This is a genomic window from Burkholderia sp. A9 (assembly GCF_000801975.1).
On the sequence record NZ_JSZN01000015.1, the window covers coordinates 44,413 to 66,883 of the forward strand.

Below are 22,471 nucleotides of genomic sequence, written 5' to 3' on the forward strand. Positions count from 1 at the left end.
GGCCATCCCGCGCCGCGCACCGGCCGCCCGCATCGGCGCGCCTCGCCCCGGCCACCGTGTACGCGAGGCCGGCCGCGTCCCTTTGCCCATCACGCGATCACGCCACGCCCGATGTTCGTATGGCTTGCAAGGTTCGCAAGGACGCGATTCACGCCCGCCCCCCGCTCGTGCGTTGTTCCCCGCAATTCCGCTTTTGTGTGCGCGCAACAATGGCGGTGCCTCGCGACCGGCGTCATGCGGAAAGCCGGTTTCCCCGCGCAGCGCCGGTCGCGGCGGTTTTCAAAAACCACAACTCGAGGACATACCATGCAACTCCAATCCCATCCGGCGTGCCGCCCGTTTTATGAAGCAGGCGAACTTACGCAACTGACCGCGTTCTACGAAGAAGGCCGCAACGTCATGTGGATGATGCTGCGATCGGAGCCGCGGCCGTGCTTCAACCAGCAACTCGTCACCGACATCATCCATCTCGCGCGCGTCGCGCGCGACTCGGGCCTGCAGTTCGACTTCTGGGTGACGGGCTCGCTCGTTCCCGAGCTGTTCAACGTCGGCGGCGACCTGAGCTTCTTCGTCGACGCGATCCGCAGCGGCCGGCGCGACCAGCTGATGGCCTATGCGCGCTCGTGCATCGATGGCGTCTACGAGATCTACACGGGCTTCGGCACCGGTGCGATCTCGATCGCGATGGTCGAGGGCAGCGCGCTGGGCGGCGGCTTCGAGGCCGCGCTCGCGCACCACTACATGCTCGCGCAGAAGGGCGTGAAGCTCGGTTTTCCCGAGATCGCGTTCAACCTGTTCCCGGGCATGGGCGGCTATTCGCTGGTCGCGCGCAAGGCGGACCGCGGGCTCGCGGAATCGCTGATCTCGTCCGGCGAAGCGCATGCGGCCGAGTGGTACGAGGATCGCGGGCTGATCGACCAGACGTTCGATGCGGGCGACGCGTATCTTGCGACGCGCACCTTCATCGACGTGATGAAGCCGAAGCTGAACGGCATCCGCGCGATGCTGCGTGCGCGCGATCGCGTGTTCCAGCTCACGCGTTCGGAGCTGATGGACATCACCGAGGAATGGGTTCACGCGGCGTTCACGATCGAGCCGAAGGACCTCGCTTACATGGAACGCCTCGTGATGCTGCAGAACCGGCGCGTGTCGAAGCTGCGCACGGTGTAACGTGACCGGACCGCGCCGCCGCCCGCGCGGCGGCGCGCCGCAATGGCAGGCTCAGGCGATCAGCCTGAGCTTTCTCGTTTCCGCGAGCCAGGCCTCGAAAGCCTGGGCCGGCATCGGCCGCGCGAAGTAGAAACCCTGCGCGTGGTCGACATTGATCTGCTTCAGAAACTCGGCTTCCGCGTGCGTTTCGACGCCTTCGGCGATCACCGAGAAACTCAGCGCCTTCGCCAGCGACACGACCGAGCGCACCAGCGCCTGCGAGCGCGGGTTGCGGTCGATGCCCGTGATAAAGCTGCGATCGAGCTTGATCGAATCGAGCGGCAGGCGCGACAGTTGCGACAGCGACGAATAGCCGGTGCCGAAGTCGTCGAGGTGAATCTCCGCGCCCAGCTGGCGGAACTGATTCATCAGCTCGTGCGCCGCTTCTTCATCCTCGATGAAGCTGCTTTCGGTGAGTTCGATGTCGACCAGGCTCGACTTCTGCCCCGCGCCGTCGAGAATCGACGCGAACTGATCGACGATGTTCATGTCCTGCAACTGCCGCGCGGATACGTTCACCGCGATCCGAACGTCGAGCCCCTTCGCCTTCCACGCGGCGGCCTGCGCGGCCGCGGTGCGCATCACCCAGCGGCCGAGCGGCGCGATCAACCCCGACTCCTCCGCGAAGCGGATGAACTCGATCGGCGCGACGAGCCCGCGATCGGGCGACTGCCAGCGAATCAGCGCCTCGACGCCGTGCACGTCGCCGGTGGCGATGTCGACGACCGGCTGGTAATGCAACACGAACTGCTCTTCCTCGAGCGCCTTGCGCAGGTTCGTGTCGAGCCACATGTACTTCGCGACCTTCTGGTTCATCTCCAGCGAGAACACGCGGTACGTGTGCTTGCCCTCTTCCTTCGCGACGTACATCGCGGTGTCGGCGCTGCGGATCAGCGTTTCGAGCGAATCGCCGTGCTGCGGATACATCGCGATGCCGATCGAGCAACTCGTGTAGACCTCCACCAGCCCGAGATGGATCGGTGTACGCAGTCGCTCGAGGATGATCTGCGCGGTCGCCTCGAGCAGCGGCCGCGTGCCGTGCTCGAACAGCACGAGGAATTCGTCGCCGCCGAGCCGCGCGAGCGTCGCGCCTGACGGCAGGCAGCCGCTGATGACCGCGGACACGTCCTGCAGCAGGCGGTCGCCGGTGATGTGTCCGTAGTGATCGTTGACGCGCTTGAAGTTGTCGAGATCGAGGAACAGGATGCCGACCTGGCCGCGCATGTCGGTGCGGTCGGCTGTCAGCGCGACATGGATGCGCTCGCTGATTGCATGACGGTTCGGCAAGCCGGTCAGCACGTCGGAATTCGCGAGTTCGGTGAGCCGCCGCTGCGCGTTGCGCTCCTCGGTGATGTCGATGCCCGAACAGATCAGGAACTGCTCGTCGGCACCGCTGCCGCTCTGCACGAACTTGTTGCGGAACTGGAACAGGCGCGGGCCGTTGACCGTGTTGATGTAGCGCTCGACCGCGTACGAGCTGTTGCTCGCGAAAAAACCGCTGATGTTGCTGCGCGACTGCGCACCCTGCTCGGGGCTCATGAACAGGTCGAACGCGCTACGGCCGATCACGTCGACCTCACGCTTGCCCGTCACCTCCTCGCACAGACGGTTGAAGCGCTGCACCCTCCCGTTGCGGTCGAGGATCACGACGAGCGAATTCACTTCGGACACGACCTGCTCGGCGAACGCGAGCCCGTGCGCGAGATCGCCCGCGACGGACGCGGTATCGGAATAGGCAGAGGCCGTGCCGGCCCACTGGCTCGTGTCGACCTTCCTGCCGACCAGATGCAGGCTGACCCGATCGCCGAACAGCGCGAGTTCGAGCACGAGGTGCGACGTGACGCCGGTCAGCGCGCGAATCTGCGCGGCCTGCCCGGTCGTCAGCGCAATCGCGACATTGGTCAGGCCGCGCACGGCGGCCAGTTCGAGTGCATTGCTGTCGGTGCCGAGGCGCCAGCATGGGCTGCGCGTACCGAGATGCGCCTCAAGCACCGCGCTATCGTTTTCGTCATCCATGGACACGCCCCGATGCAGAAAAAACGCACAGTGTAGACGGACACGAACGGGCCACCCCCGATCCCGGCTCGCGCGACGCGCGTACCCGGAAGGGCAGTCGTGATAGCCGTAACAGCGACCCTCGTTCCGTACTTGTTTCCAACTAATGCGACCCGGCGTTCGCGCAGATGCGCGCAGGTTTTCCCAACGAATGATGGGACCCATCTTATCAAATGACGATCAGGATTGGCACTCACATTTGGAACGGGGTGTCAAGGAATCGGAATTCGATTGGCACGGCGGACTTTTCGTGTTTGGCGCCGTGCGCGCGACCGGCCGCGGCGCCTTGAACGGGGCCGGCGGAACCGGCCGAGCGCCCCGCCGGACGGGCGTTTGCGGGAACATCGCGGCCCGCCGGAAGCGGCTCGCGGCGGGGCGAATTGAGAGGGTACGATCACGTTGCGCCGCGCCGGCATTGCACCATTTGCATTGCCGTTCGCGTGTCAAATGCGCGGCATTATTCCCGGACCCGTTGCAATTTCGCGCCGATTTCCGGGAAGGGCGTGTTTGACGGAACGCGCGGCTTGCGCGCGACCTCGCTCATGGAACCGGTACGATCGGCCGCCCGGCACGCGCGAACGCAGTGCGGCGGGCGGGCGCCACTGCCCGCGCCGCGCTGCGTCGTTCAGCCTGCCGTGCCGTATCCGCCGCCGCCCGGCGTCTCGACCACGAACACGTCACCCGCCGCCATCTGCGCGCGGCCGATATGCTCGAGCGTCTCGACCGTGCCGTCCGCGCGCTCGATCGTGTTGCGGCCGAGCGCGCCCGCTTCGCCGCCCGCCGCACCGAACGGCGCATGGATCCGGTTGTTCGACAGGATCGACGCGGTCATCGGCTCGAGGAACCGGATCCGCCGCACTGCGCCGTCGCCGCCACGCCAGCGCCCGCCGCCGCCGGAACCCGCGCGCAACCGGTGCGAGTCGAGCCGCACCGGGTAGCGCCATTCGAGCACTTCCGGGTCGGTCAGCCGCGAGTTCGTCATGTGCGTCTGCACCGCGCCGACGCCCGCAAAGCCGTCGCCCGCGCCGCTGCCGCCGGCGATGGTCTCGTAGTACTGGTATCGGTCGTTGCCGAACGTGAAGTTGTTCATCGTTCCCTGGCTCGACGCGACGCAGCCGAGCGCGCCGTACAGCGCGTTGGTGATCGCCGACGACGTCTCGACGTTGCCCGACACGACGGCCGCCGGATACTCCGGGTTCAGCATCGAGCGGGCGGGCACGATCACCGTCAGCGGCTTCAGGCAGCCGGCGTTCAGCGGGATGTCGTCGCCGACCAGCGTGCGGAACACGTACAGCACGGCGGCCATGCAGACGGCCTTCGGCGCGTTGAAGTTGTTGTCGAGCTGCGCGGACGTGCCGGTGAAATCGATCTCCGCCCGGCGCGCCGCGCGATCGACGCGAATCGCGACGCGAATCTCGGCGCCGTTGTCGAGCGGATAGCGGTACGCGCCGTCCTGCAGCGCGCCGATCACGCGCCGCACCGCTTCTTCCGCGTTGTCCTGCACGTGCCCCATGAACGCGAGCACGACGTCGCGGCCGAACTGCGCCACCATCCGCCGCAACTCGTCCACGCCCTTCTGGTTCGCGGCGACCTGCGCGCGCAGGTCGGCCATGTTCTGCTCGACGTTGCGTGCCGGGTAGCGGCCGGAGGCCAGCAGCGCGCGCGTGTCGGCATCGCGCAGCACGCCCGCCGACACGAGCTGCCAGTTGTCGATCAGCACGCCCTCCTCGTCAATGTGCGTCGAATCGGGCGGCATCGAGCCCGGCGTCGTGCCGCCGATGTCCGCGTGGTGACCGCGCGAGCCGACGTAGAACAGCGGCGCGTCCGAACCGTCCGCGAACACCGGGGTGATGACGGTGACGTCCGGCAGGTGCGTGCCACCGTGATACGGATCGTTCAGCATGAACACGTCGCCGTCGCGCATGCGGCCGCGATTGCGCTCGATCACCGTGCGGATGCTCTCGCCCATCGAACCCAGGTGTACGGGCATGTGCGGCGCGTTCGCGATCAGGTTGCCGTCGCCGTCGAAGATCGCGCATGAGAAGTCGAGCCGTTCCTTGATGTTCACCGAGTAGGCGGTGTTCTGCAGCCGCAGCCCCATCTGCTCGGCGATCGACATGAACAGGTTGTTGAAGATCTCGAGCCGCACCGGATCGGCGTCGGTGCCGAGCGAACGGCGCGTCGGCAGCGGCGTCGTGCGCGTCAGCACGAGGTTGCCCTGCGCGGTCATCCGCGCGCGCCAGCCGGGCTCGACGACGGTCGTGCCGTTCTTCTCCGCGACGATCGCCGGCCCGTCGATCGCATCGCCGGCCAGCAGCGTGTCGCGCACGTACAGCGCCGCGTCATGCCATTGGCCGCCGGAATAGAAGCGCACGGCGCTGTGCGCATGCGGCGTCGCGTCATCGTCGCGCGGCGCGAGCGGCGCGACCTCGACTGGCGCATCCGACCGGCCGATCGCCTCGACCGATGCCAGTTCGGCCACTAGCGGCACGCCGGGCATCAGGAACGCGTAGCGCTGCCGGTAGGCGGCCTCGAACCCCTGCTGCATCGCGTCGACGCTGCCGGCCGGCACGTCGAGCGCGGAATCGGTGCCCTGGTAGCGCAGGTGCACGCGGCGCTCGGTCGCGATGCGCTCCGGCGGCACGCCCTGTTCGAGCAGCGCGCCGACCGCGTCGTCGGTCAGCCGGTCGAGCGTCGCGTTCAGCGCCGGCAGCGACGCATCGGACAGCACGGCCTCCACCGCCCGCTCGCGCATCGCGGTCTGATCGGCGAGGCCCATCCCATATGCGGACAGCACGCCGGCGAGCGGATGCGCGAACACCTGCGTCATCCCGAGCGCGTCGGCCACGCCGCAGGCGTGCTGGCCGCCCGCGCCGCCGAAGGTTGTCAGCACGTAGCGCGACACGTCGTGGCCGCGCTGCACCGAGATCTTCTTGATCGCGTTCGCCATGCTGCCGATCGCGATGTCCAGGAAACCTTCGGCCAGTGCCTCGGGGGTGTCGCGCCGCCCGGTCGCCGCGTGGATCGCGTCGGCGAGCGCCGCGAACTTCGCGACCACGCCGGCGCGGTCGAGCGGTTCGTCCGCATGCGGGCCGAACACGCGCGGGAAATGGTCCGGCTGGATCTTGCCGAGCATCACGTTGCAGTCGGTCACCGTCAGCGGGCCGCCGCGCCGGTACGCGGCCGGACCCGGATTCGCGCCGGCCGATTCGGGCCCGACGCGCAGCCGCGCGCCGTCGAAGCCGAGCACCGAGCCGCCGCCGGCGGCGACCGTATGGATGCTCATCATCGGCGCGCGCATGCGCACGCCGGCCACCTGCGTCTCGAACACGCGCTCGAATTCGCCGTTGTAGTGCGATACGTCGGTCGACGTGCCGCCCATGTCGAAGCCGATCACCTGGTCGAAGCCGGCCGCGCGCGCGGCGCGCACCATCCCGACGATGCCACCGGCCGGGCCGGACAGGATCGCGTCCTTGCCCTGGAACGCGTCGGCGCGCGTCAGCCCGCCGCTGCTCTGCATGAACTGCAGGTTCACGCCCGGCATCTCGTGCGCGACCTGCTCGACGTAGCGGCGCAGGATCGGCAACAGGTACGCGTCGACCACCGTCGTGTCGCCGCGCGACACCATCTTCATGAGCGGCGACACCTCGTGCGACACCGACACCTGCGTGAAGCCGATGCGGCGCGCGAGGTCCGCCAGCGCGCGTTCGTGCGCGGTGTAGCGATAGCCGTGGATCAGCACGATGGCCAACGCCTGCACGCCCGAGTCGAACACGCGGCGCAGCGCCGCTTCCGCGCGCTGCAGATCCAGCGGCATCACGACATCGCCGTGCGCGCCGATCCGCTCGTCCACCTCGACGACGGTCTCGTACAGCGCATCGGGCAGCACGATGTCGAGATCGAACAGGCGCGGCCGGTTCTGGTACGCGATGCGCAGCACGTCGCGAAAGCCGCGCGTGGTCGCGAGCGCGGTGCGTTCGCCCTTGCGCTCGAGCAGCGCGTTGGTCGCGACGGTCGTGCCCATCTTCACCATGTCGACGCGTGCGGGCGTGATCGGCTCGCCGTCGGCAAGGCCGAGCAGGTGGCGGATGCCGGCAACGGCCGCGTCGCGGTATTGCTCGGGGTTCTCCGACAGCAGCTTGTGCGTGACGAGCGTGCCGTCGGGCCGGCGCGCGACGATGTCGGTGAACGTGCCGCCGCGGTCGATCCAGAATTGCCAGCGTGCGGCGTCGGAGGAAACGGGGAAAGCGTGTCGGTCAGTCATGGCGATGAACTCGATGCGTCGTTGAATCGATGGACGAGCGCCGCCGCACGGCGCGCGTCGCGCGCCGCGAGAAGGCTTCGATGAAAAAGGGAAAGTGAAGCGGCGGGCGGGCGCCCGCTTACGCGGCGTCGAGTTCGCGGCCGCGCGTCTCGGGCAGCGTCAGCGCGGCGACGATCATCACGCCGTAGGCGGCGACCGCGAAGATCCCGATGCTCGCGCCGAGCCCGTAGTGCTTCGACAGCGCGCCGATCAGGAACGGGAACAGTGCGCCGATCGCGCGGCCCACGTTGTAGCAGAAGCCTTGGCCGGAGCCGCGCACGCGGGTCGGGAACAGCTCGGTGAGGAACGCGCCCATCCCGGAGAAGATGCCCGACGCGAAGAACCCGAGCGGGAAGCCGAGCCACAGCATCGACGTGTTCGTGAGGTGCAGCGCCGGCGACGTATAGGCGAACGCGATCACCATCGAGCCGAGCGCGAACAGGATGAAGTTCGGCTTGCGGCCGAGACGGTCGGTCAGGTACGCGCTCGTCAGGTAGCCAACCCACGAGCCGACGATGATCGTCGCGAGATAGCCGCCGGTGCCCATCACGGTCAGGTGCCGCTCGGTCTTCAGGAACGTCGGCAGCCAGGTCGTGATCGCGTAGTAGCCGCCCTGCGCGCCGGTAGTCAGCAGCGCCGCGCGCAGCGTCGTCGACAGCAGCTTCGGCGCGAAGATTTCGGTGAGGCGCGGCGCGTCGGCCACCTTCGCCTGCGTGGCCTTCTCCTTCTCGTAGACGTCCGGTTCCTTCACGTAGCGGCGGATCACGACCACCAGCAGCGCCGGTGCGAGGCCGACGAGAAACAGCGCGCGCCATGCCTGTTCGGCCGGCAGCACCGAGAACAGCAGCGCATACAGCAGCGCCGACAGCCCCCAGCCAATCGCCCACCCCGACTGCACGAGGCCGACCGCCTTGCCGCGATCGCGCGCGCGGATCACCTCGCCGATCAGCACCGCGCCGGCCGTCCATTCGCCGCCGAAGCCGAAGCCCATCAGTGCGCGCGCCGCGAGCAGCTGGTGGTAGCTCTGCGCGAGCCCGCACAGCGCGGTGAATACCGCGAACCACAGCACGGTCAACTGCAGCGTGCGCACGCGGCCGATCCGGTCGGACAGGATGCCCGCGATCCAGCCGCCGAGCGCCGACGCGAGCAGCGTCATCGTGCCGATGAAGCCGGCGTCCGCGAGCGAGATGCCCCAGGTCGCAACCAGCGTCGGGATCACGAACGACAGCATCTGCGTGTCCATCCCGTCGAGCATGTAGCCGACCTTGCAGCTCCAGAACGCACGGCGTTCGCGCGGCTGCGCGTCCGCGTACCACCCGAACAGGCCGTTGCGTGCGGGGCCCGCGGGGTCAGTGGCGGGCGCCGGGAGGGTCTTGCTTTCCATGGTGAGGCTCCTGTCGAAATGCGCGGTCAAAATCGTCGTGTCGGGTCTTGCGTGGGTGCCTGCGTCGCACTCGCGGCCGGCTGGCCGCGGATGCGCGCCGCCCTCCGGCCGGGCGGATCGTCTGCGGTCGCGGCATGCCGCCGCGACGGGGCGGACCGGCGGCCGCGCGGGCTGCCGGCGTCAGTCGGTTCAGAACACGGCCAGCGACGCGTTCGTGATGTCGGTCATCAGCATGTAGCCCGGCGTATGCGCGATCGCGAGCGGCAGCTTCGCATCCATCAGCGCGGTTTGCGGCGTCACGCCGCACGCCCAGAACACCGGCAGTTCGCCGTCGCGCACCGTCACCGCGTCGCCGAAATCGGGTGCGCCGAGATCGGCGATGCCCAGTTCCTGCGGATGGCCGATATGGACCGGCGCGCCGTGCACGCCGGGGAACCGGCTCGTGATCTGCACCGCGCGGATCGCGTCGGCGCCGCGCAGCGGCCGCATCGATACGACCAGCTGGCCGCCGAAGATGCCCGCGCGACGGTTCGGGATCGACGTGCGGTACATCGGCACGTTGCGACCCTCCTCGATATGGCGCAGCCCGATCCCTTCGCGCACCAGCATGTCCTCGAACGAGAACGAGCAGCCGATCGCGAACACCACGAAATCGTCGCGCCACAGCGCTTCGAGCGATTCGACGCGCTCGGTCAGGCGACCATCGCGGTATACGTTGTAGCTCGGCACGTCGGTGCGGATGTCGAGATCCTCGCCGAGCACGTCGACCCGGAACGCGCCCGGGTCGCCAACGCCCAGCAGCGGGCACGCTTTCGGGTTCGCCTGGCAAAAGCGCAGGAAATCGTGCGCGTACGCGTTCGGCAGGATCGCGAGATTCGCTTGCGCGAACGGGCCGCACTGGCCGGCGGTCGGGCTGCGGAAGGTGCCGTTGCGCACGGACTGGCGAAATTCGGAAGGCGTCATGATGTTGGGTGACAGATCGGGATGTCGTCGGGATGACGGTGTTGCGTCAGCAGATACGGCGAAGAATAGAAAAGAAAAAATTTTGTCGCCAACGAGTTTTTTTGCGCTCCGCGTATAGAATTTCTTAACGAATCTCGGGGTTTTCCCCGGTCCCGTTCACTTTTCTTCACCGGCAAGCTGCGCGTCCACCGTCCGTCCGACCGCCATGAACACGCGTTTTCTCGAAACCTTCGTCACGCTCGCGAAGCTGCGCAACTTCCGCACCACGGCCGCCGCGCTGCACGCGACGCCGGCCGCGATCTCGCAACGCCTGAAGGCGCTCGAGGACGAATTGCAGACGGTGCTCGTCGATCGCGACAGCCGCGCATTCCGGCTCACACCGAACGGCGAGTACCTGCTCGGCTATGCGAAGGCCGTCGTCGAGGCAACGCAGGAGCTGCAGGCCGCCGCGGCCGGCGAAAGCGCGCTGCGCGGCAAGCTGCGGCTCGGCGTGATCGAGACGGTCGTGCACAGCTGGCTGCCGCACTACCTGCGTCGCCTCGCGGCCGACTATCCGCAACTGGAAATCGACCTGACCGTCGACGTCAGCGTCGTGCTGCAGCGCCGGCTGATGGCCGGCGAGCTCGATCTGATCATTCGGGTGGAGGGCAGCGACGAAGCGTCGGTCGTGTGCGACGCGCTCGCGAACTATCCGGTGCGCTGGATCGCGCGCGCGGGGCTGCTGCCGAACACGCGCACCGGCCTCGCGCGGCAGGTGCTGCGCCAGCCGATCCTGACCTACGGGCGCGGGACCGCGCCGCACCGCGCGCTCGAGGACATCGTGCGCACGCTCGCGCACGCGCATGGCGTGCCGCTGTCGGAGACCCGCATCACCGGCTCGCCGTCGATCTCGGTGATCGTGCAGCTGGTGCGCGACGGCTACGGCGTCGCCGCGATTCCGGTGCTGTTCGTCGATGCGCTGATCGCCAGCGGCGAGGTCGTCGAGCTGCCGCTGCAGCCGTCGCCGCCATCGATCGTCGTGTCGATGTCGCGCCGCGCCGATGCGCCGAAATTCGTGCACGGCGCGTCGATCGCCGCACGCGCCGCGTGTCACGAGTATTGCGGGAACAGCAACCGGTTGCTGGTCGAAGCGCTTTGACGCCGCGCGCCGGTGCGTTCGCGCGGCATGCCTGACGCGGGGCGCCGGCGGTCAGCTCACGCAGGCTGCCCCGCGTGCGGCTTCGTGAGCTTGCCGTCACCGTACTCGTGCAGCACCTTCGAGATCACGACGCGATAACCGTCCAGCCAGCGCGCCTGCTTCGCCTTCGCTTCGAGATGCGCGGGGTGCTGCATCAGTTGCTGCAGTGCCGCCTCCGATTCCCAGTAGTAGACGTTCTGGATCAGCCCGGCCCCGGTGTTCTCCCACGTCTCCTCGCCGAGATAGCCGGGCGTCGCACGCGCCATGTCGGCGATCTGCTGGTCGAGCCGGTGGAATTCGTCGTCGTATTGTCCGGCGCGGAAAATGAAGGTCGATGCGTACATGCGCGCTCCATCGGAGACGATTGAAAGAGCGCCAAGTGTAAGGCACGCGCGGCGTGCCGAGGCGGCGTGCGGGTTCAGTCTGTGTCCGGGCGCCGAACAGGGGACCAGTCGACGGAACCTGCCTCCGCGAATTTGAGCCGTTCGCGCAATTCCGGATGTACGCCCGCCTGCATCAGCAGTGCCATGCCGCCTGGTCGCCGCGCGTCCTCATCGGTAATCGGACACCCGTCGTTCGGTTCTGCATGCCGCGGAATCGTGATGGCGACACCCGCATTCATTTCGCGGTCAAGGACGGCCTGCACGTCCTTGCGAAACACTGTGCATAACGCAACTTGTTCAGTGTCCTCGTCGTAAACACGATGATTGCCCGTCTCGGTTTGCTCATGTCACATTCTTCTACAAGCGTCAGCGGCTGCCGCCACCCGGCCTCGGAATAGGCTCAAGCGTCACACTCATGTATTTCTCGATGCAGGGCTGCCCGGCAGCGATGAGGTTCAGCATTGCGGCACCGAGGCGACGAGCAAATTCATCATCTATCCGATAGTCGAACTCGTCCAACAGGATCGGCATTTCGAGAACGCCCTGTAACTGCGGCGCGATTTTGTCCGGATCAGCCGCTTTTACGGTGAGTCTTTGCTGGTCCTCGTCGTAAATCACCACGACGGCATAAGGCGAATGCTTAGCCATTTAGAATCCCCTGCATTCCTGGTAATTCATAAACGCATTCTGCTTGCACAGTGCCAGCCCGGCAAGCCCGCCCATGACCTTTGCCAGTCGATTGCACAATTCGATAGCTGCTTCGTATTTCTCCATACAGGCAACCTCCAACCCTTCGTTCACGCGGCGCGCAGCCAGATTCAACGAATCGTCACCCAAAGGCGAGTCCCCCGGCGAAAACGGTGCAGCGTCGCCGAGCGGCGTATCAACCAGCCCGGATGCCGTGCCGGTAACGCCGCCGCCTGCGCCCCCTATGACGCTTTCCAAATAGCTTATCAACTCATCGGCCAATACATCACTTGGACGCGCCCAACTCGGGATCGGCTTGTCTACCGGCAGCGACGCCATCGGCGCCACCCTGGCGAGCCGATTCGCCCGAGGGAAAGGCGGCGTGGACGGCTGACCACCAGAAACGCCACCACCATCCGCCAGGCGCTCGATCTCGACCACGACCCGCCCGCCCTCGATGGCAGACCTAAGCATATCGAGCGGGGCACCACGAAATGCGTCAAGGCCGAATTGTCGGAGGTACGTCATCGCGTTCGTTGTCAGGCCCGCGTACTTCGGCCAGTGCAGCATCAACTCAGAGACTGCAGCGCGTTGATTGGCCGACAACGTTGCACTTCCCGCGCGTGTCAGCGTCGCGCGCTTTCCAGAACCCAACTCGATCGCAATCGAAGCCATTCGACACTCCGGCGTTATCGTCGGGCGAATCTACTTTTCGAAACACGACGCCACAAGCTCCCGGTTTTCATGGAACAGAAAAAAGCCCCGCGCTCGGCGGGGCTGAAAGCTCGCATCGTTTTCCTGGAACACGCCGGCGAGGCGCTGCGGCCCGCAGTGTGGGCACGGACAGGCGGGCGCATTCCGGGCGAGTGCACGAAAGTACACGCCCTCTCAGAACCTTTAAATTGTGTTACCTGCTCGAGGTGGCCCGTGCCGCTCGCTCAGTACCGCATCACCAGATACAAGCCGGCCGCGGCAAGCGCCATCCCCGGCCACGCGAGCGCGCCGATCGTCTCGCCGAGCACGACGAGCGCGATCAGCGCGGTGGCCGGCGGAATCAGGAAAAACAGCGCCGATACGCGCGACGCCTCGCCGTAGCGCACCATCGCCAGCAGCAGCGAGATCGCGATCAGCGAATTGCAGATCACCAGGTACGCGAGCGAACCGGCGAGGCCGGCGGTCCAGTGCACGTGCATCGGTTCGAGCGCGAACGCGAGCGGCGCGGTCACCGCGAGGCCGACCGTGTATTGCACGAGGTTCGCGGTGACGGGATGGACGTTGGTGCCGAAGCGTTTTTCCCACAGCGTGCCGCCGGTGATGCACGCGAGTGCGAGCAGCGCGAACGCCAGCGCCCACGCCGACGACACCGCGACCGACGAACGCGCGAGGATGACGAGCACCGCGCCGGCGGCGCCGAGCGCGAGCCCGATCCAGCGCAGCGCGCCGACACGCTCGCCGGCGATCAGCGGCGCGAGCAGGCCGACGAGAATCGGTTGCTGCGACGTGACGAGCGCGACGGCCCCGGCCGACATCCCGAGCTTCAGGCTCAGATACGTGAACGAGAAATAGCCGGCCTGCAGCAGCAAGCCGACGACGACGAGATTGCGCCATTCGCCGCGCGTGCGCGGCAACGCGGGGCGCAGCCACAGGAACGGCCCGGCGAGCAGCGCGACGACGCATGCGTAGCGCAGTGCGAGGAACGTCAGCGGATCGGCATCGCGCAGCCCGAGCTTCAGGAACACGAAGCCGCTCGCCCACAGCAGCAGGAACAGCGCGGGCGCGATGCGCAGCCACGCGGGTTGTCGTCCGGCTTCCGGTGTCCTTGCCACGCTCGTGCGCTCCCCGGGCGAGTGTGCGATGTCGGGATCATACGCTTCGGCTGCGCGGCGCCCTTCGCTCTCCATCCATAGCGCATCCGCGCAAATGCTTTTCCGAATCCGTTATTGGATCGCGCCGCCGCGCGTTTTTATACTCGTCAGCACGCTCTGATGAAGAGTGCCAGCCAATTTCGACGCAACAGAACAGGACAGACAGATGAGCCTACGCCCCTTGCACGACCGGGTCATCGTGAAGCGACTCGACCAGGAAACCACCACCGCTTCGGGCATCGTGATCCCCGACAGCGCCGCGGAAAAGCCCGACCAGGGCGAAGTGATCGCCGTCGGCCCCGGCCGCAAGGACGCGGACGGCCAGCGCATCGTGCCCGACCTGCAGGTCGGCGAACGCGTGCTGTTCGGCAAGTACGCAGGCCAGGCCGTCAAGGTGGACGGCAACGAATTCCTCGTACTGCGCGAGGAAGACATCGTCGCGGTCGTCAATCAATAACGGAGTGCAATCATGGCAGCGAAGGAAATCATTTTCAGCGACGTCGCCCGTGCGAAATTGACCGAAGGCGTCAACCTTCTCGCGAACGCAGTGAAGGTCACGCTCGGGCCGAAGGGCCGCAACGTCGTGCTCGAACGCAGCTTCGGCGCGCCCGTCGTCACGAAGGACGGCGTGTCGGTCGCGAAGGAAATCGAACTCGCGGACAAGCTGCAGAACATCGGCGCGCAGCTCGTGAAGGAAGTCGCGTCGCGCACCAGCGATGCGGCCGGCGACGGCACGACGACGGCCACCGTGCTCGCGCAGGCGATCGTGCGTGAAGGCCAGAAATACGTCGCGGCCGGGCTCAACCCGCTCGACCTGAAGCGCGGGATCGACAAGGCCGTGGCAGCAGCCGTCGACGAGCTGAAGAAGATCAGCAAGCCGACCACCACGAGCAAGGAAATCGCGCAGGTCGCGACGATCTCCGCGAACGGCGAGGAATCGATCGGCCAGCGCATCGCCGAGGCGATCGACCGCGTCGGCAAGGAAGGCGTGATCACCGTCGAGGACGGCAAGTCGCTCGCCGACGAGCTCGACGTGGTCGAAGGGCTGCAGTTCGATCGCGGCTACCTGTCGCCGTACTTCATCACCCATCCCGACAAGCAGATCGCCGAGATCGAGAACCCGTACATCCTGCTGCACGACAAGAAGATCTCGAACATCCGCGACCTGCTGCCGGTGCTCGAACAGGTCGCGAAGTCGGGCCGGCCGCTGCTGATCATTGCTGAGGACGTCGAGGGCGAAGCGCTCGCGACGCTGGTCGTGAACAACATCCGCGGCATCCTGAAGACGGTCGCGGTCAAGGCGCCGGGCTTCGGCGATCGCCGCAAGGCGCTGCTCGAGGACATCGCGATCCTCACCGGCGGGCAGGTGATCGCCGAGGAAACGGGCCTGACGCTCGAAAAGGCGACGCTCGCCGAGCTTGGCCAGGCGAAGCGCATCGAGGTCGGCAAGGAAAACACGACCGTGATCGACGGCGCGGGCGATGCGAAAAACATCGAGGCGCGCGTGAAGCAGATCCGCGTGCAGATCGAGGAAGCGACGTCGGACTACGACCGTGAAAAGCTGCAGGAACGCGTGGCGAAGCTGGCCGGCGGCGTGGCCGTGATCAAGGTCGGCGGCGCGACCGAGATCGAGGTGAAGGAGAAGAAGGACCGCGTCGACGACGCGCTGCACGCAACGCGCGCGGCTGTGGAAGAAGGCATCGTCCCGGGCGGCGGGGTCGCGCTGATCCGCGTGCGGCCGGCGATCCGCGAACTGAAGGGCGCGAACGCCGACCAGAACGCGGGCATCAAGATCGTGCTGCGCGCGCTGGAGGAACCGCTGCGCCAGATCGTCACGAATGCGGGCGAGGAAGCGAGCGTGGTTGTCGCGAAGGTTGCGGAAGGCGCGGGCAACTTCGGCTACAACGCGCAGACCGGTGAATACGGCGATCTCGTCGAATCGGGCGTGCTCGATCCGACCAAGGTCACGCGCACCGCGCTGCAGAACGCGGCGTCGGTCGCCGGGCTGCTGCTGACGACCGATGCGACCGTGTTCGAAGCGCCGAAGGACGCGGCGCCGGCCGCGACGCCGGGCGGCCCGGGTGCGGGCGGGCCGGGGTTCGATTTCTGATCGCCGGTACGTGCGATCGCCCGAACCTGGCGACCGCACGCCTCCACCCACGACGCGTGGCGGCACCGGTCGCCACGCGTTTTTTATCAGCGGACGCCGGGCGAACCGTCGTCAGAACATCTGGCGCAGGCCGATCGCGGCCCCGACGTTGTTGGTCCTGCCGATCTGGTCGACCTTGCCCGTCAGCGGGTTGGTGGCACCCGGATAGTCGGCCGCGAACGCACCGTTGCCGCGTGCGAAATCTACCGTGCCGTATACCTCCGTGTGCTTCGACAGCGCATATTCGGCCAACACGGTCGCAGAATAGTTGATCCCGGAGCCGAGCGTGCCATCGAGCCGTTCCGCGTTGCGCGCGTGGCCGTAATAGCCGGCCACCGTGATCAGCAGTGGCGCGGTGGCCTGCCAGTTCGCGCCGACGTAAAACGTATCGTCGATACGATTCGGGCTGCCGCCGCCCAGCATGGGCGCGCCGGCCTGCTGCATGTTGAAGTCCGTCGTGCCCGTCTTGTCCTGGCCGTGCAGCCAGCCTGCCAGCAGGCGGACGGACCGCGTGACCTGATACGCGCCGCTCACGTGCAGGAAGTTCACCTTCGCACCGTTGACCGTACTGCCGTTCACGGACGACACCGAGGTTTGCTGGAAGCCTGCGTTGATCGACGCGGGCCCTCGCGCGTAGGTCAACTCCACGCCGTACGTGCTGTCGAGGCCCATTGCGCCGGCATGATTGCCGAACCCGTAGATCGCATCGACGCTCAACCCGTTGTACGAGAACTGGTACTTCACCGAGTTCGCCACCGTCAGGTAGTTGCCGATGCCGTTGTACGCCCAACTGTCCTGCCAGTAGTCGCCGACAGTCATCGGATCGAATACGTCGCCCATCGTGTCATACAGCGGCGCGTACTGGTTGCCGAACGTCAGCGAGCCGTACCGGTCGCTCGACAGGCCGACGTAGGCCTGCCGGCTGAACAGCGTGTTCGCGACGTGCAGCTTGCCGTCGCCGAGCTCGAACCCATTCTCGAGCCGGAAGATCGCCGACAGCCCGCCGCCGAGATCCTCGCTGCCGCGCAAGCCCCAGCGGCTGTGCGTTTCCGGGCCGACGGTCATCCCGATCAGGTCCCGGCCGTCGGGGGCGGCATTCGTCTGATAACGAATCGCCGTATCGACGAGGCCGTACAACGTGACGGAACTCTGTGCAAACGCGGACGATGCTGCAATGGCGAAAACCGCGCCGATACCACCGGGAACGACGATGCGTCTCATGTATGGCCTCCCTGAGCAATTGATTTTGTAAGCAGTCCGATAGCACTCGCGTCCGGAGGCCGGTACTGCGATCGGGAGAATAATCGGTCAAAATCGCGCCACCTATTGCCGCTTCTGGATTGGTCCTTTCCAACGCCGTCAACAATTGCGGTTGCCGCCGTGGGGCGTCCCGTGCACCAGGCTCGGGTAAGATGAAAGCCCCCCGCCGCTTCGCACCCGAAAGCCATGTCGACCACCATCAACACGTTGCTGCCGCTCGCCGGCGTCCTGCTGCTGAGCGTCGCCAGCCCGGGCCCGAACTTGGTGATCGTCACGTCGACCGCGGTCGCGCAGCGCCGCGCCGGCGTGATGACGGGGCTCGGCCTCGCCGCCGCGTCGGGCACCTGGGCCGCGATCGCGATTGCCGGCCTGAGCCTGCTCGTGACCCACGTCGCATGGGTGCATACCGCGCTGCGGCTGGCGGGCGCCGCCTATCTGATCTGGCTCGGCCTGAAAATGGTGCTGACCGCGCGCCAGCCGCTGCCCGTTGCCGCACCGGCCTCATCCTCCGACTGGCACGCCGCGAAGAAGGGCTATGTGGTCAGCATGACCAACCCGAAATCCGTCGCGTTCTACGGCAGCATCTTCGCGCTGATGGTGCCGGCCCACGCGCCGGCATGGCTCGATCTCGCGGTCGTCGCGCTGTCGATCGGGATTTCGGCCGCGTGGTATTGCACGATGGCGCTGCTCGCGTCGCATCCGTCCGTGCGCCGGCTCCTGATTCGACGCAAGGCCGTGCTCGATACGACGGCTGGCCTGCTGCTGATGGGGCTCGGCGGGCGGATGCTGGCCGGGCGTTGATCGGCGTCACGTTTCCGCATTACCCCCCAAAAAGAGGTTCATCTCGGGATTCCGGGGAACGCGGCGCGCAACGCGCATCGTCGGCCGACCGGCCGGGTCCGCGTGCCGGCAGGGTTTTCATCAGGACCTCCGGGACGCCGCACGATCCATTATGGAGAAAGCACTGTCGCAGCCAACCGCAGGAGGGCGCACCGTGACTTCCGATCCCACTCCCTCGACCGCCTTCGTGTTCGCCGGCGGCGGCAGTCTTGGCGCGATCGAGGTCGGCATGCTCCGCGAGCTGGTCGCCAGCGGCGAACGGCCCGATTGCGTCGTCGGCGCGTCGGCGGGCGCGATCAATGCGGCCTATTTCGCCGGCCGGCCGGATGCGGATGGCGTCGCGATGCTCGCCGCGCTGTGGTGCCGGATCCGCCGCCAGGACGTCATGCCGTTCTCGATGCGCAGCCTCGTCGCGATGCTGCTGCGCAACCGGCCGCACCTGGTCGAGGCCGATGCGCTGCGCCTGCTGCTGGAAAAGAACCTGCCGTACCGGCGGATCGAGCAGGCCGCGTTGCCGCTCCACATCGTCGCGACCGACGTGCTGAGCGGCCGCGAAGTCGTGCTGTCCGCCGGCCCGGTCGTGGATGCCGTGCAGGCCAGCGCGGCGATTCCCGGCGTGTTTCCGTCGGTCAGCATCGGCGGCGTGGAGCTCGTCGACGGTGGCGTCGCGAACAATACGCCGATCTCGGTTGCGCTCGCGCTCGGCGTCAAGCGGATCGTCGTGCTGCCGGCCGGGTTCGCCTGTGCGTTGCGCGTGCCGCCGCGCAGCGCGATCGCGCATGCGACGCACGCGCTGACGCTCGTGATCGCGCGGCAACTGGTGCGCGATCTGGAGCTGTACGCGGCACGCGCGCAAATCCATGTCGTACCGCCGCTCTGTCCGCTCGAGGTGTCGTCATACGATTACTCGCAGTGCGCGCAACTGATCGACAAGGCCGCGGAACGCACGCGTGCGTGGATCGATGCGGGCGGGCTCGCGCAGTGCGCGATTCCCGACCAACTGCGCGAGCACGATCACGCCGCGGCGCTGTCGCATTGAGGGTTGCCTACGCGCCGTGCACACTCAAGAACGATGAACGCCGATTGCCGGGCTGCCGGGGTATCTCCCCGGAAATGTGCGAAGAACCCGAACAAAGGCCGCTTGTGACGTCCCGTTGCCGGGAGCCACAAGCGGCCCTCTCGCGTGCCGCGCGTCTCAGCGCCGCGTCGCCAGCTTCCTCACGACACTCACCAGCGCATCGACTTCATCGCACGTGTTGTAGAACGCCAGCGACGGCCGCACCGTCGCCTCCAGCCCGAAGCGCCGCAGGATCGGCTGCGCGCAGTGATGCCCGGAGCGCACCGCGATGCCCTCTTCGTTCAACGCCTGCCCGACTTCCTCGGTCTCATAGCCCTTGAGCACGAACGACAACACGCTCGCCTTGTCGCGCGCGGTACCGACGAGCCGCACGCCCGGCACCGGCGCGAGCACGCTCGTCGCATAGGCAAGCAGGTCGTGCTCGTAGCGCGCGATGTTCTCGATGCCGACGCGGCCCACGTAGTCGAGCGCCGCACCCAGCCCCACCGCATCCGCGATATTGCCGGTGCCGGCCTCGAAGCGGTTCGGCGGCGGCTGGAACACCGTGCGCTCGAACGTCACGTCCGCGATCATGTTGCCGCCGCCCTGCCATGGCGGCATGTCGTCGAGGATCGCGCGCTTGCCGTACACGACGCCGATCCCGGTCGGCCCGTAGATCTTGTGCCCGGAGAACACGAAGAAATCCGCATCGAGTGCCTGCACGTCGACGCGCATGTGCGAGATCGACTGCGCGCCGTCGACCAGCGCCTTCGCGCCCGCACGATGCGCGAGCTCGACGATCTCCTGCACCGGCACGACCGTGCCGAGCGCATTCGACACCTGCGTGACCGACACGATCTTCGTGCGATCGTTGAGCAGCTTCCGGTATTCGTCGAGCAGCACCTGCCCCGAATCGTCGACCGGAATCACACGCAGCTTCGCACCCTTGAGCGCCGCGAGCTGCTGCCACGGCACGATGTTCGCGTGATGCTCGAGATGGGACACGACGATCTCGTCGCCTTCGCTGACGTTCTGCACGCCCCACGTCTTCGCGATCAGGTTGATCGCCTCGGTCGTGCCGCGCACGAATACGATTTCGTCGGACGACGCCGCGCCGATGAAGCGCCGCACGGTGTCGCGCGCATGTTCGTACGCATCCGTCGCGCGGCCCGCCAGTGCATGCGCGGCGCGGTGGATGTTCGAGTTCTCGTGCGCATAGAAATACGCGAGACGATCGATCACGGCCTGCGGCTTGTGCGTCGTCGCCGCGTTGTCGAACCAGACGAGCTGCTTGCCGTTCACGCGCTCCTGCAGGATCGGGAAATCGCGGCGGATCGCATTCACGTCGAACGGCGGGTGCGCGCCGCGATACAGGTTGCCCTGCGGCTCGGCGGCATGCGCATCGTCGATGAAATAACGCGGCACGTCCGCGCCCGCTGCGCGCGACACCGGCACGCCGCGATGCACCGCGAGCAGGTCGCGCAACGCGTCGTCGCCCGGCAGCCCGAACGCTTCCGGCGACGCGAGCCCGTTCGACGGCACGACGATGTCCTGCGGCGTCGCCTGCCAGCCCTGCAGCGAACCGTCGGTGAAGTAGTACGGCGACGCAGCCGGCGCAGCCTTCACCGTGCCCTCCGACACCGCCGCATTCGCCTGCGGCACGCCAAGCGCCGCGCCGCCGACGCGCGGTTCGAACGCGGGCGCGATCGACACCGCGTTGTCGGGCAGCCCGTTCTGCGCGGCTGCATGCGGTGCGAGCGCGGGCACGCGATTGCCGAGCGACAGCACGTGCGTCGGCGCGGACGGCGCGAGGTTCGCGCCGGGCGCCTTGCCTTGCGGCAACGCGAGGCCCGGCACGCCGGTGCCCGTGCCGCCCGGCCCCGCGAGCGGCGAGCCGGCCGGCGCCGGATTACTCACTGACGCGAGGATCGGCGCGGCGGCCGGCAACGCCGACGGCACGCCGCCGACGGCCCCGCTGCCCGCCGCCAGCCCGGGCGCGGTGGCCTGCCCGGGCGGCGTCGCGAAGAACTCGGACGCGAGCCGCGCGAGCGCCGCCGGGTCGGGCAGGCCGGCCGGCAGCGGCGCGTGCGGCAATGCGAGCGCGTCGCCGCCGGCCGGGCCGGGATTAACGGTAGGTGTCGGGATAGTCATGGAACTTGGCGATTTCGACGTCATCGAGGACAGCCAGCGCATCCGGCGAATGGACCGCGAGCGAGCAATACAGCGAGATCAGGTACGACGCGATCGCCTGGTTGTTGATCCCCATGAAGCGCACCGACAGGCCCGGCCCCTGCTCGCCCGCGACGCCCGGCTGATACAGGCCGACGACGCCCTGGCGCTTGTCGCCGACGCGCAGCAGCAGGATCTTGGTCTTGCCGTCGGCGACGGGCACCTTGTCCGACGGGATCAGCGGAATACCGCGCCACGTGAGGAACTGCGAGCCGAACAGGCTGACCGTCGGCGGCGGCACGCCGCGCCGCGTGCATTCGCGGCCGAATGCGGCGATCGCGAGCGGATGGGTGAGGAAGAACGCGGGTTCCTTCCACACCTTGGTCAGCAGCTCGTCGAGGTCGTCCGGCGTCGGCGCGCCGGTCAGCGGAAAGATCCGCTGTTCGTCGGTCACGTTCGCGAGCAGCCCGTAGTCCGGGTTGTTGATCAGCTGGCTTTCCTGCAGCTCCTTGATCGTCTCGATCGTCAGGCGCAGCTGTTCCTTGATCTGGTCATGAGGACTGCTGTAGAGATCGGAGATCCGCGTATGCACGTCGAGCACTGTGCTCACCGCATTCAGGAAATACTCGCGCGGCTGTTCCTCGTACGGCACGAAGGTCCGCGGCAGCACGATTTCGTCCTCGAGCTGCGTGCACGCGGCGCGTACGGCTTCCGGGTTCTTCACCTGGTTCAGGCGATAGATGCCGGCCTCGACCGGCACCCATTGCAGCAGATGGGTCAGCCAGCGCGGCGTAATCGTGGAAAGCTGCGGGACGGTCTTGGTAGCGTTGGCTAGTTGGCGGGCGGCGTGATCGCTCAGCGCGGCCGTGCCGCTTGCAACGGTCGACATGTGTGGCTCCGGGTTCTTAAGATGAAAAACGGGATTGCTTATGACGCTCGGTGATTATCGGAAGCACGCACCTGCCGGCTC

At 67.3% G+C, this 22,471-nt stretch carries 18 protein-coding genes; 6 read left to right on the plus strand and 12 right to left on the minus strand.

The genetic code is table 11. The features are described from left to right. Window positions 1-306 precede the first annotated feature (306 nt). Entirely contained in the window at window positions 307-1,170 is an 864-nt protein-coding gene (locus PI86_RS07320; protein ID WP_014900323.1) for a crotonase/enoyl-CoA hydratase family protein, read from the plus strand. A 51-nt stretch (window positions 1,171-1,221) separates the two neighbouring features. Here PI86_RS07320 and pdeR read toward each other — a convergent pair whose 3' ends face one another. The 4 genes from pdeR to PI86_RS07340 form a co-directional block, all read right to left on the minus strand. Beyond that, the gene (pdeR, locus tag PI86_RS07325) at window positions 1,222-3,225 is read right to left on the minus strand and encodes a cyclic di-GMP phosphodiesterase (RefSeq protein ID WP_039320395.1); all 2,004 of its coding nucleotides are present in this window, start codon (window positions 3,223-3,225) and stop codon (window positions 1,222-1,224) included. 664 nt (window positions 3,226-3,889) lie between these two features. After that, entirely contained in the window at window positions 3,890-7,528 is a 3,639-nt protein-coding gene (locus PI86_RS07330) for a hydantoinase B/oxoprolinase family protein (protein ID WP_039320397.1), read from the minus strand. A gap of 118 nt (window positions 7,529-7,646) precedes the next feature. Next, window positions 7,647-8,951 (minus strand): MFS transporter, encoded by a 1,305-nt coding sequence (locus PI86_RS07335; protein ID WP_014900326.1) that lies wholly within the window; start codon window positions 8,949-8,951, stop codon window positions 7,647-7,649. A gap of 189 nt (window positions 8,952-9,140) precedes the next feature. Continuing rightward, window positions 9,141-9,914 (minus strand): putative hydro-lyase, encoded by a 774-nt coding sequence (locus PI86_RS07340; protein ID WP_039320400.1) that lies wholly within the window; start codon window positions 9,912-9,914, stop codon window positions 9,141-9,143. Between the two features lie 205 nt (window positions 9,915-10,119). Between PI86_RS07340 and PI86_RS07345 the strand changes: the two genes are divergently transcribed. Next, on the plus strand, window positions 10,120-11,052 hold the full coding sequence (locus tag PI86_RS07345; RefSeq protein ID WP_039320403.1) for a LysR family transcriptional regulator: 933 nt from the start codon (window positions 10,120-10,122) through the stop codon (window positions 11,050-11,052). 56 nt (window positions 11,053-11,108) lie between these two features. Here PI86_RS07345 and PI86_RS07350 read toward each other — a convergent pair whose 3' ends face one another. From PI86_RS07350 to PI86_RS07365, 5 genes are all read right to left on the minus strand, one after another. Beyond that, entirely contained in the window at window positions 11,109-11,435 is a 327-nt protein-coding gene (locus tag PI86_RS07350; protein ID WP_039320406.1) for an antibiotic biosynthesis monooxygenase family protein, read from the minus strand. A 74-nt stretch (window positions 11,436-11,509) separates the two neighbouring features. Then, window positions 11,510-11,752, minus strand: coding sequence for a hypothetical protein (locus tag PI86_RS16230; RefSeq protein WP_235362703.1), 243 nt, complete (start codon window positions 11,750-11,752; stop codon window positions 11,510-11,512). 88 nt (window positions 11,753-11,840) lie between these two features. Continuing rightward, complete coding sequence (locus tag PI86_RS07355) at window positions 11,841-12,122, minus strand: hypothetical protein (RefSeq protein WP_039320408.1); 282 nt, start codon at window positions 12,120-12,122, stop codon at window positions 11,841-11,843. Next, window positions 12,123-12,836, minus strand: coding sequence for a hypothetical protein (locus PI86_RS07360; protein WP_039320411.1), 714 nt, complete (start codon window positions 12,834-12,836; stop codon window positions 12,123-12,125). 263 nt (window positions 12,837-13,099) lie between these two features. Then, window positions 13,100-14,062, minus strand: coding sequence for a DMT family transporter (locus PI86_RS07365; protein ID WP_235362704.1), 963 nt, complete (start codon window positions 14,060-14,062; stop codon window positions 13,100-13,102). 130 nt (window positions 14,063-14,192) lie between these two features. Here PI86_RS07365 and PI86_RS07370 point away from each other — a divergent pair, with 130 nt between their 5' ends. Further along, entirely contained in the window at window positions 14,193-14,483 is a 291-nt protein-coding gene (locus PI86_RS07370) for a co-chaperone GroES (protein WP_011356207.1), read from the plus strand. 12 nt (window positions 14,484-14,495) lie between these two features. Beyond that, window positions 14,496-16,136, plus strand: coding sequence for a chaperonin GroEL (gene groL / locus PI86_RS07375; RefSeq protein WP_039320418.1), 1,641 nt, complete (start codon window positions 14,496-14,498; stop codon window positions 16,134-16,136). Window positions 16,137-16,247: 111 nt separating this feature from the next. Here the strand turns inward: groL and PI86_RS07380 are convergent, their stop codons facing one another. Beyond that, window positions 16,248-17,396: a porin gene (locus PI86_RS07380; RefSeq protein ID WP_039320421.1), complete on the minus strand. Its 1,149-nt coding sequence runs from the start codon at window positions 17,394-17,396 to the stop codon at window positions 16,248-16,250. Between the two features lie 225 nt (window positions 17,397-17,621). Here PI86_RS07380 and PI86_RS07385 point away from each other — a divergent pair, with 225 nt between their 5' ends. Next, window positions 17,622-18,236: a LysE family translocator gene (locus tag PI86_RS07385; protein ID WP_039320423.1), complete on the plus strand. Its 615-nt coding sequence runs from the start codon at window positions 17,622-17,624 to the stop codon at window positions 18,234-18,236. Window positions 18,237-18,429: 193 nt separating this feature from the next. Further along, window positions 18,430-19,314, plus strand: coding sequence for a patatin-like phospholipase family protein (locus tag PI86_RS07390; protein WP_039320729.1), 885 nt, complete (start codon window positions 18,430-18,432; stop codon window positions 19,312-19,314). 156 nt (window positions 19,315-19,470) lie between these two features. Here the strand turns inward: PI86_RS07390 and PI86_RS07395 are convergent, their stop codons facing one another. Further along, window positions 19,471-21,483, minus strand: a complete 2,013-nt coding sequence (locus PI86_RS07395; RefSeq protein WP_039320426.1) for a family 2A encapsulin nanocompartment cargo protein cysteine desulfurase — start codon at window positions 21,481-21,483, stop codon at window positions 19,471-19,473. Beyond that, window positions 21,458-22,390: a family 2A encapsulin nanocompartment shell protein gene (locus PI86_RS07400; protein ID WP_039320429.1), complete on the minus strand. Its 933-nt coding sequence runs from the start codon at window positions 22,388-22,390 to the stop codon at window positions 21,458-21,460. Before PI86_RS07400 ends, PI86_RS07395 begins: the two co-directional genes overlap by 26 nt. Between the last annotated feature and the right edge of the window lie 81 nt (window positions 22,391-22,471).

What these genes read in the sequence shown, in the direction of transcription:
- PI86_RS07380 (WP_039320421.1), bottom strand. Translation starts at nt 17,396, where the DNA reads ATGAGACGCATCGTCGTTCCCGGTGGTATCGGCGCGGTTTTCGCCATT.
- PI86_RS07335 (WP_014900326.1), bottom strand. Translation starts at nt 8,951, where the DNA reads ATGGAAAGCAAGACCCTCCCGGCGCCCGCCACTGACCCCGCGGGCCCC.
- PI86_RS07395 (WP_039320426.1), bottom strand. Translation starts at nt 21,483, where the DNA reads ATGACTATCCCGACACCTACCGTTAATCCCGGCCCGGCCGGCGGCGAC.
- PI86_RS07360 (WP_039320411.1), bottom strand. Translation starts at nt 12,836, where the DNA reads ATGGCTTCGATTGCGATCGAGTTGGGTTCTGGAAAGCGCGCGACGCTG.
- PI86_RS07340 (WP_039320400.1), bottom strand. Translation starts at nt 9,914, where the DNA reads ATGACGCCTTCCGAATTTCGCCAGTCCGTGCGCAACGGCACCTTCCGC.
- PI86_RS07370 (WP_011356207.1), top strand. Translation starts at nt 14,193, where the DNA reads ATGAGCCTACGCCCCTTGCACGACCGGGTCATCGTGAAGCGACTCGAC.
- PI86_RS07330 (WP_039320397.1), bottom strand. Translation starts at nt 7,528, where the DNA reads ATGACTGACCGACACGCTTTCCCCGTTTCCTCCGACGCCGCACGCTGG.
- PI86_RS07400 (WP_039320429.1), bottom strand. Translation starts at nt 22,390, where the DNA reads ATGTCGACCGTTGCAAGCGGCACGGCCGCGCTGAGCGATCACGCCGCC.
- PI86_RS07345 (WP_039320403.1), top strand. Translation starts at nt 10,120, where the DNA reads ATGAACACGCGTTTTCTCGAAACCTTCGTCACGCTCGCGAAGCTGCGC.
- groL (WP_039320418.1), top strand. Translation starts at nt 14,496, where the DNA reads ATGGCAGCGAAGGAAATCATTTTCAGCGACGTCGCCCGTGCGAAATTG.
- PI86_RS07355 (WP_039320408.1), bottom strand. Translation starts at nt 12,122, where the DNA reads ATGGCTAAGCATTCGCCTTATGCCGTCGTGGTGATTTACGACGAGGAC.
- PI86_RS07365 (WP_235362704.1), bottom strand. Translation starts at nt 14,062, where the DNA reads ATGGAGAGCGAAGGGCGCCGCGCAGCCGAAGCGTATGATCCCGACATC.
- pdeR (WP_039320395.1), bottom strand. Translation starts at nt 3,225, where the DNA reads ATGGATGACGAAAACGATAGCGCGGTGCTTGAGGCGCATCTCGGTACG.
- PI86_RS07350 (WP_039320406.1), bottom strand. Translation starts at nt 11,435, where the DNA reads ATGTACGCATCGACCTTCATTTTCCGCGCCGGACAATACGACGACGAA.
- PI86_RS07320 (WP_014900323.1), top strand. Translation starts at nt 307, where the DNA reads ATGCAACTCCAATCCCATCCGGCGTGCCGCCCGTTTTATGAAGCAGGC.
- PI86_RS07385 (WP_039320423.1), top strand. Translation starts at nt 17,622, where the DNA reads ATGTCGACCACCATCAACACGTTGCTGCCGCTCGCCGGCGTCCTGCTG.